An 8,139-nucleotide genomic window follows, 5' to 3' on the forward strand; every position below is an offset into this window, starting at 1 on the left:
CCGATCACCCTGCAGGTGCCCGCCCTGCTGGTTGCGGCCCTGGTGTGCGGCCCCCGCAGCGGCATGCTGGCGGCGGTCGCCTACCTGAGCCTGGGCCTGTTCCAGTTACCGGTGTTCCAGGGGGGAGGGGGCACCGCCTACCTGCTCGACCCAGGCTTCGGCTACTTGGCTGGCTTCATCCCTGCCGCCTGGCTGAGCGGCAAGCTGGCCCGCCAGGCGGGCATGAACGACCTGGTCAACCTGTTTGGAGCAGCGGTGGTCGGGCTGGCGACGGTGCAGCTCTGCGGCCTCGCCAACCTCCTGCTGGGGGCCTTGGCCGGCCGCTGGGGAGCCAACCTGGGCCCCCTACTGATCAGCTACAGCCTCGCCCCCTTGCTGCCCCAGCTGCTGCTGTGCTGTGCCGTGGCCGTGGTGGCCCTGCTGCTGCGCCGGCTGCTGCTGGTGGAACCATGAGAAGGCCCCGAGCCCTGGCCTTCGCCATTGCTGCATTGGTGGTGCTGCTCGACCAGCTCAGCAAGGCCTGGGCCCTCGCCCAGCTGCCGGCCATCGGCACCAAAACCCTTTTGCCGGGGCTGCTTGCCCTGCAGTTGACCCACAACACGGGAGCGGCTTTCAGCCTGCTCAGCGGCAACCCCCAGCTCCTCGGCCTGGTGAGTCTGCTGGTGGCCGTCGGGGCGACCCTCTGGATCCGGCGCCAGGCGGCGATGCCCCTAGCCCGCTCCCTCGGGGTAGGGCTGCTGCTGGGCGGGGCGATCGGCAATGGCCTAGACCGCTGGCGGCTGGGGGCAGTGGTGGATTTCCTGGCCCTGGTGCCGGTGTCCTTTCCGGTGTTCAACCTGGCCGATGTGTCAATCAACCTGGCGGTGCTGTGCTTCGCCATCGAACTGCTGGGGAGCCATGGCCAACGCCAGCCTTGAAGGCCTGCGCCGCCGCTGGCAGAGGTTTAGCCAGCCGGGGACGGCCCAGCTGCGCATCCACCTGCCCGGCCAGCCCACCCGCCTGCTAGCCCTGCACGCAGGCGCCTATCGCATCGGTCGGGACAGCGACTGTCAGATCTGCGTGGATCACCAGGCAGTTAGCCGCCACCACGCCCTGCTGGAGAGGCGCGGGCCCCACTGGCTGCTGAGCGACGAGAACTCGACCAATGGGCTCTGGTGGCAGAGCCGGCGGGTGGGACAACTGCTGCTGCGCGATGGCGACTGTCTGAGGTTTGGACCCAGCCAGGAGGCGGGCCTGCCCGAACTGGATTTCCAGATCCGGCCCCTGCCCCGCATGCAGCGGCTGCTGCGGGGGGCCAGCCTGGCCCTGGCGGCCGTGGCATTTGGGGGGCTCAGCCTGCTGGGCCTGTCGGTGCTCCAGGTGCCGATCCGGGGCAGTCTCGCCACCGTGCGCGGCCCGCTGGTGCTCTACGACAGCAAGGGCAAACCCCTAACAACGGCTGATGCCCTGGAGCACCGGGAGCGCCAGGGCCTGCGCGACTACCCCGCCGTACTCATCGATGCACTGTTGGCCAGTGAGGACAGCCGCTTCTGGTGGCATCCCGGCGTTGATCCGGTGGGCACGGCGCGGGCCCTGGTGACCAACGTGCTGGGTGGGCAGGTTCTCGAAGGTGGCAGCACCCTCACCCAGCAGCTGGCCCGCAGTCTCTACCCCGACCAGGTGGGCAAGGGGGAAACCCTGGGGCGCAAGTGGCGCGAATTGCTGGTCGCCCTGCAGCTCGAAGCCCGTTTCAGCAAGCGCGACTTGCTGCTGAGCTATCTCAACAGGGTGTATCTGGGGGTGGGCTGGGGCTTTGAAGACGCCTCCCGCCACTACTTCGCCAAATCCGCCAGCGGGCTCGAGCTTGAGGAGGCCGCCCTGCTGGTGGGTCTGCTGCCCTCGCCCAATGGCTACGACCCCTGTTTCGATCCCCAGGCGGCCCTAGCGGCCCGCAATGGGGTGTTGGCCAAGATGGCCGAAACCGGACGCATCTCGGCGGATCGGGCCCGCCGCGCCAGGCGCAGCCCCTTGCGCCTCTCCCCCAAAGCCTGCGCCGCCAGGGCATCCCTACGGGGGGCTCCCTTCTATTCAGACCAGACCCGCCGCGATCTGATCGCCCTGGTGGGGGAGGAGGTGGCGGTGGAGGGGAACTTTTTGATCGACACCCACCTCGACCGCGGCCTGCAGGAACAGGTTGAACGGCTCTTGCGCCAGCGGCTCAACAGCAGCAAGGGGCTGGGGGTGGGGGAAGGGGCCGTGGTGGTGATCGACTACCGCTCAGGCGGCATCCTGGCCATTGCCGGCGGGCGGGACTATCGCCAGAGCCAGTTCAACCGGGCCTCCATGGCCCTGAGGCAACCGGGCAGCACCTTCAAACTGATTCCTTATTTGGTGGCCCTGGAACGGGGCAGCAAACCCACAGACCGGATCAGCTGCGCTCCCCTGAGCTGGCGCGGTCAGACCTTTGCCAGCAGCTGTCAGGGCAGCCAGAGCCTGATTTCAGCCTTTGCACTGAGCAGCAATACGGCCGCCCTGCGCCTGGCCCAGAGGGTGGGCCTGGAGGCCCTGGTGCAGAAGGCCCAGGATCTCGGCATCACCAGCCCGCTGGCGCCGGTTCCGGGGCTCGCCCTCGGCCAGAGCGAGGTGACCCTGCTGGAGCTCACCGCTGCCTACGCCGCCATCGCCAACGGTGGCACCTGGCATATGCCCACCACGATCCGCCGCCTCACCGACGCCGAGGCCTGCGCCGGCCAGGCCTCGGCCCAGTGCCGTCAGACGGCCACCCTGGCGGCGGGCCGGCGCGTGACCAGTAGCCAAACCGCCCAGACCATGCAGCAGCTGCTGCGTGCCGTGGTGCAGCGGGGCACGGGCCAGATGGCCAGCCTAGGGGGAGCGGAGGGGGGCAAGACCGGCACCACCAACTCCAGCCGCGACCTGCTCTTTGTCGGCTATGAACCCAGGCGCCACTGGGTGGTGGGGATCTGGCTGGGCAACGATGACAACAGTGCCAGCCGGGCTAGCAGCGCCCTTGCAGCAGGCCTCTGGGGCGAGATCATCCGCTCAACGCGGCCCTGAATTGATGCAACCCCTCGCGTGAAAACCCGCACCCGCCTGTGGCTCCTGGCTGGCCTGGCCCTGGTGGCCCTGATCGCAGTGGGGCTGGTGCTGCAGGGCATCAACACCCTCTACCTGCAGCTGAGCTGGTATCTGCCCTACTGGATAGTCCAGCCGGTTTTTCTGCTGATCTTTGCGGCTGGGGCCCTGTTGCTGGTGCAGCTGGCCTGGCCTTGGTTACGGAGCGCCTGGGAGGCCAGGGGCCGGCCGGCTGCAGGGGCCGAGAGGCCTGCGCCGACCAACCGCCGCCAGGCAGCCGCCCAAAACCTGGCGGGCATCGACCAGACCCTTGATCGGGTCAGGGATGCGGTGGAGCGGGAAGCCCTCCAGCAGGAACGCAAACGGATGGCCGCCGAACTGGAGCGGGGCGACCTGGTGATCGTGCTGTTTGGGGTCGGTTCGGCCGGCAAGACCTCCCTGATCCGGGCCCTGCTGCAGGAGCTGGTGGGTCAGGTTGGCGCCGCCATGGGCTCCACGGTTCAGAGCCAGCGCTATCGGCTGCGACTCAAGGGCCTGCAGCGGGGGGTGTGGCTAGTGGATACCCCTGGCATCCTGGAGGCCGGCGCGGCGGGGTTGGAGCGCGAACTCCTGGCCCGGGAGCAGGCCAGCAAGGCCGACCTTCTGCTGCTGGTGGTGGATGGAGACCTGCGCGCCGCCGAACTGGAGGTTTTCGACTCCCTGGCCAGCCTGAGCAAGCGCCTGATGCTAGTGCTCAATAAATGCGACCTGCGCGGCGAGCAGGAGGAGGCCCGCCTGCTGCAGCTGCTGCGCCAGCGCAGCCGCGGCAGGGTGGCCGCCGAGGATGTGGTTGCGGCGAGTGCGGCCCCCCAGAGCGTGCCGATGCCGGGGGGCAGGCCCCTGCAGCCCGCCCCTGAGGTGGAGCCCCTGCTGCGCCGCATCGCCGTGGTGCTCCATGCCGATGGGGAGGAGTTAATCGCCGACAACCTGCTGCTGCAGTGCCGGCGCCTCAGCCAGGCGAGCCGCTCCCTGCTGGCCCGTCAACGCCGAAGTGACAGCGAGGCGATTGTCGATCGCCACATGTGGATTGGGGCTGGGGTGCTAGCAGTCACCCCCCTGCCGGGCCTGGATCTGCTCGGCGCGGCGGCGGTCAACGCCCAGATGGTGGTGGAGATCGCCCGGGTATATGGCATCAGCCTCAGCCGCAAGAGCGCCCAAGACCTAGCCCTGTCGGTGGGTCGGACCATGGCCGGCCTAGGGCTGGTCAAGGGGGGAGTGGGGCTGCTGGCCACGGCCCTCAGCCTCAATGTGCCCGCCCTAGTGGTGAGTCGGGCCCTGCAGGCGGTCAGTGCCGCCTGGCTGACCCGGATTGCCGGGCTGAGTTTCATCACCTACTTCGAGCGGGACCAGGAGTGGGGTGATGGCGGTCTGCAGGAGGTGGTCCAGCAGCAATACGACCTAAACCGACGCGAGGGGGCCCTGAGCCGTTTCCTCGAGGCAGCCCTCAACCGGGTGGTGCAGCCCCTGCAGACGAGGCAGCCAAGCTTGGCGCCCCGGCCTCCGAGCGAGTGAGCTGCACCTCTGCCGCCCCCCCTCCCATCGCCTCCAGTGGCGGCGGCTGGAGCGGACCGCGGCTGTCCAGCACTGCGATCAGGGCCAGGTAGAGCACGCCGATCAGGATCGAAATCGCACCAGTCACGATCGCAACCCAGCGGCCCGGCTGGGGTTCGAGCCCGCTCATGGCAGGCCCTCCAGGCTGGCTTGCACGAGGCTGGCGAGGGTTTCGAGGTGCTCGCTGCGGGTGTGGGGATTGCCCAGCACGGCCTTGAGATGGTGGCGGCCGCCGTAGTGGGGCCGCGAGAGCATCAATTGGTGCTGGAGCAGGAGCTGGCGTGTCTGCTGGCTCCAGTGCGCCGCCGCCCCGACATCCAGCTGCCGGGGGGTGAAGGCCAGCAGGTGGAAGGAGCCGCAGCGCAACTGCAGACGCTCGCTCGCCCCCAGCAGGGCCTGGAGCTGGCGGCGCCGAGCTATGGCCCCGTCCAGCACAGCGCCGATGCCACTGAGACCCAGCTGACGCAGGCCCAACCAGAGCTTGAGCACCTCCGCCGGGCGGGTGCCCTGCAGGCCCGTTTCACCGCCATGGCCCCCGCCCCAGCTGGGCTCCATATAGGGCAGGCCGGTTTGAAAGGCCTGGGCCAGGGCCTGGGGTTGGGCCAGCAACAGCAGGGAGGAGGTCTTGGTGATGCCCAGCACCTTCTGGGGATTGATCGTGATCGAATCGGCGCGATGCAGCCCGGCCACCCGGAAACGGTGCGCTGGCACCAGGCCAAAAACGGCGCCGATCGCCCCATCCACATGCAGCCACAAACCCCGCTCGGCGCAGAGGTCGGCGATCGCCTCCAGCGGATCCACGGCACCGCGCACGGTGGTGCCGGCCGTGGCCACCACGGCAATTACCGGCTGGCCGGCCCGCTCCAACCGGTCCAGTTCCTGCTCAAGGGCGTGGGGAAGCAGGCGGCCGGCGCCATCCACCGCAATCGGGCAGAGGGCCTCGGGCGGCAGGCCCATCACCGCCAGCGCCTTGGCCATCGAGACATGGGCGTCCGCACTGGCGACCACCACCGCCCGACTTTCGGTGGCCAAGCCCCGACTGCGCCGGGCGGCAACCAGGGCCATCAGGTTGGAGAGGGTGCCACCACTGGCCCCCACGCCACCACTGCCCGGGGGCATGCCCAGCTGGCCGGCCAACCAGGCGGTGAGGCTGCGCTCCAGCCGGGTAAGGCTCGGGGAGAGCTCCTCGGCGAGCAGGTTGTTGTTGAGGCCAGCGCAGATCAGCTCGGCTGCGATGGAGGCCGCCAGGGGCGGGGGATCCAGGTGGGCCAGGGCGCCGGGATGGTTGGGGTTGTAGGCCCCATCCATCACCAGCTGCAGATCGGCCAGGAGCAGCTCGGGCGCCAGGCCCTTGGCCTGGGGCTCCACCGCCGGCAGCACGCCCAGACCCGGCAGGGGGGAACGCTGGCTGGCACTCCCCAGCCAGGTGCACAGCTGGCGCGAGGCCAGCTCCAGGAAGTCCTGGAGCTGGGGATCCAGTTGCTCTGGGCTGGCAAAGGGCAGGGGCTGGATCGCCTGCGGGGCAGGTGGCGAGCTTGCCAACGGGTCAGCAACAGATCTCCCCATTCTCACCTGCGGGGCCCCTGGAAGGTGGACTACAAGGGGGGGAACCGCGCATGCAGTTGCCAGTGGCAGTTCCACCAGCAAACAAACCGCCGCCTGAGCTGCTGGAGCTCTGGATGGGGCGTGTGTTGCGCCAGGGCGCCAGGGCTGGGGAAAGGGGCGAAATTCCCGTGGCGGCAGTGCTGCTAGATGGAGGCGGCAGGTGCATTGGCTGGGGCAGCAACCGCCGCTCAAACGAAGGCGAGCCCCTGGGCCATGCCGAGCTGGTCGCCCTGGGGCAGGCTGCACGCCTGCGGCGCGACTGGCGTTTCAACGACTGCACCCTGGTGGTCAACCTGGAACCCTGCCCAATGTGCGCCGGGGCGCTAGTGCAGGCACGGGTCGGCAGGGTGGTATTTGGCGCAGCCGATCCCAAGCGCGGGGCCCTGGGAGGTTGTCTAAACCTGGCCAGCCACGCCAGTGCCCACCACCGGCTGGAGGTGGTCGGCGGCCTGCTGGCGGAGCAGGCCTCAGCCCAGCTGGGGGAGTGGTTTAAACGGCGGCGCCAGCAAGGGCTGCCCCGGGCCGGAACGCCGGCAACTCGCTTTCAAACAGGTTGAGCAGGCGGTCAACGTTTTCGGGCTGGCTGTTGTAGCCCATCAGGCCGATGCGCCATACCTTGCCAGCGAGGGCGCCGAGACCGCCGCCCACCTCGATGCCGTGGCGGTTGAGCAGATGGAGGCTGAAGGCCTTGCCATCGATGCCGGCTGGGATCCTCACGGTGGTGAGGGTGGGAAGGCGCAGGTGCTGGGGGGCATGGAGTTCCAGGCCCAGGCGCTCCAGGCCTGCCCAGAGGCGCTCCGCATTGCTGCGGTGGCGGGCCCAGGCCGCTTCTAGGCCCTCCTCGGCCAGCAGCCGCAGGGCCTCGCGCAGACCGAAATTCATATTGACGGGCGCAGTGTGGTGGTAGACCCGATCGCTGCCCCAATACTTGTTGAGCAAGCTGACATCGAGGTACCAGTTGGGCACCTTGCCCTGCCGGGCCAGCATCTTGGCCTCCGCCCGCGGCCCCATGCTGAAGGGTCCGAGCCCCGGCGGGCAACTCAGGCCCTTCTGGGAACAGCTGTAGGCCAGGTCCACTTTCCACTCATCGAGGTAGATCGGCACCGCCCCCAGTGAAGTCACCGTGTCCAGTAGCAGCAGACAGTCGTACTTGCGGCAGAGGTCGCCAATCCCCTCGACGGGTTGGCAGATGCCGGTGGAGGTTTCGGCATGCACGATCGCCAGGATCTTGGGGCGGTGGCTCAGCAGGGCCTGCTCCAACTCCTCGAGGCTGAAGGCCTCCCCCCAGGGCTTCTCGATCGTCACCACCTCGGCCCGGTAGCGGCCGGCCATATCGGCCAGGCGCAGACCGAAATAGCCCTTCACCGCCACCAGCACCTTCTCACCGGGCTCGATCGTGTTGGCCAGGGTGGCCTCCATGGCGGCGCTGCCGGTGCCACTCATGGGAATGGTGAGACGGTTGTCGGTTTGCCAGGCGTAGCGCAGCAACTCCTGCACCTCCCCCATCAGCTCGATGTAGAGGGGATCCAGGTGGCCGATCGGGGTGCGGGCCAGGGCCTCGAGCACGGTCGGATGGGCGTTGGATGGGCCCGGGCCGAGCAGCAGCCGGTTGGGGGTGGCGATCGGGGCCAGCGCGAGGCGATGGGAGGAATTGACTGGAGGCAGCACAGGGAGAAAAGCCGGGGCCTGGTTTAACAGCATGGAACCTGGAGCCCTATCGCGCCCGCAAGTTGGTGGCGCCAAGGCCGCGGCAGAGGTGCTCGAAGGGGGCGCGCACAGCCGTGGTGTCGCTCACACCGGTATCCAGCAGCAGTTCACACACCACATCGGCCAGCAGGGCGATGCTGCGCACGGTCGGACCGGTCGGCACCC

At 68.9% G+C, this 8,139-nt stretch carries 8 protein-coding genes and 1 pseudogene; 5 read left to right on the forward strand and 4 right to left on the reverse strand.

Annotated elements, in window-relative coordinates:
• From KBZ15_RS13595 to KBZ15_RS13610, 4 genes are all read left to right on the forward strand, one after another.
• The coding region (locus KBZ15_RS13595) for a biotin transporter BioY (protein WP_255015756.1) at positions 1 to 453 on the forward strand (453 nt) is incomplete at its 5' end.
• Entirely contained in the window at positions 450 to 917 is a 468-nt protein-coding gene (gene lspA, locus KBZ15_RS13600) for a signal peptidase II (RefSeq protein WP_255015757.1), read from the forward strand. The genes KBZ15_RS13595 and lspA, both read left to right, overlap by 4 nt.
• Positions 898 to 3,054: a transglycosylase domain-containing protein gene (locus KBZ15_RS13605; RefSeq protein WP_255015758.1), complete on the forward strand. Its 2,157-nt coding sequence runs from the start codon at positions 898 to 900 to the stop codon at positions 3,052 to 3,054. The genes lspA and KBZ15_RS13605 overlap by 20 nt, the downstream gene beginning before the upstream one ends.
• An 18-nt stretch (positions 3,055 to 3,072) precedes the next feature.
• A complete protein-coding gene (locus KBZ15_RS13610) occupies positions 3,073 to 4,623 on the forward strand; it encodes a YcjF family protein (protein WP_255015759.1) in 1,551 nt (516 codons plus the stop codon).
• On the opposite strand, the gene KBZ15_RS13615 is transcribed toward KBZ15_RS13610, so the two are convergent.
• Both KBZ15_RS13615 and KBZ15_RS13620 read right to left on the reverse strand, forming a co-directional pair.
• Positions 4,556 to 4,792 (reverse strand): hypothetical protein, encoded by a 237-nt coding sequence (locus KBZ15_RS13615; protein WP_255015760.1) that lies wholly within the window; start codon positions 4,790 to 4,792, stop codon positions 4,556 to 4,558. The two genes, KBZ15_RS13610 and KBZ15_RS13615, sit on opposite strands and share 68 nt — an antisense overlap.
• Positions 4,789 to 6,204, reverse strand: a complete 1,416-nt coding sequence (locus tag KBZ15_RS13620; protein ID WP_255015761.1) for a pyridoxal-dependent decarboxylase — start codon at positions 6,202 to 6,204, stop codon at positions 4,789 to 4,791. The genes KBZ15_RS13615 and KBZ15_RS13620 overlap by 4 nt, the downstream gene beginning before the upstream one ends.
• 74 nt (positions 6,205 to 6,278) lie before the next feature.
• Here KBZ15_RS13620 and KBZ15_RS13625 point away from each other — a divergent pair, with 74 nt between their 5' ends.
• Positions 6,279 to 6,824: a nucleoside deaminase gene (locus tag KBZ15_RS13625; RefSeq protein ID WP_255015762.1), complete on the forward strand. Its 546-nt coding sequence runs from the start codon at positions 6,279 to 6,281 to the stop codon at positions 6,822 to 6,824.
• Here the strand turns inward: KBZ15_RS13625 and KBZ15_RS13630 are convergent.
• Both KBZ15_RS13630 and KBZ15_RS13635 read right to left on the reverse strand, forming a co-directional pair.
• Complete coding sequence (locus KBZ15_RS13630; RefSeq protein ID WP_255015763.1) at positions 6,757 to 7,968, reverse strand: alanine--glyoxylate aminotransferase family protein; 1,212 nt, start codon at positions 7,966 to 7,968, stop codon at positions 6,757 to 6,759. The genes KBZ15_RS13625 and KBZ15_RS13630 overlap by 68 nt on opposite strands.
• A gap of 13 nt (positions 7,969 to 7,981) precedes the next feature.
• Positions 7,982 to 8,139 (reverse strand): annotated as a pseudogene (locus KBZ15_RS13635) (allophycocyanin subunit beta); the annotation flags it as partial.

The sequence above is a fragment of the Cyanobium sp. BA20m-p-22 genome (genome assembly GCF_024346275.1).
Lineage (GTDB): Bacteria > Cyanobacteriota > Cyanobacteriia > PCC-6307 > Cyanobiaceae > Cyanobium_A.